Origin of the sequence: Psychrobacter piechaudii, assembly GCF_900162825.1 — a bacterium.
In the GTDB taxonomy this organism is placed as follows: Bacteria; Pseudomonadota; Gammaproteobacteria; order Pseudomonadales; family Moraxellaceae; genus Psychrobacter; species Psychrobacter piechaudii.
This window is the reverse complement of sequence record NZ_FUGE01000262.1, coordinates 1-247: the sequence shown is the minus strand read 5'-3', so window position 1 is coordinate 247 and position 247 is coordinate 1. Positions and strand designations below refer to the sequence as shown.

At 46.6% G+C, this 247-nt stretch carries 1 protein-coding gene; it reads left to right on the top strand.

The window, feature by feature from the left end; genetic code table 11:
• Positions 1-247 (top strand): IS66 family insertion sequence element accessory protein TnpB (gene tnpB, locus A1019T_RS12730; protein WP_077452081.1); only part of this gene is annotated, 247 nt, incomplete at both ends.

Here is a 247-nt window from a genome sequence, read left to right as displayed (position 1 = left end):
CACCAAAGCATTCGCCCTCACTGTGCCTACCTGTTTTACAACAAAGCAGGCACACGCCTAAAAGTATTCATTCATGATGGGCTTGGCGTATGGCTTTGTAGCCGTCAGCTCGATGACAATAAATTTCATGGCTTAACCAAGCCGCTTGCCACCACTCAAACTGGCATCAGCATCAACCGTGAACAATTTAATGCCTTAATCAGTGGACTGCCTTGGCGTAACATGGGCAAAGATAAATTAACCCCCA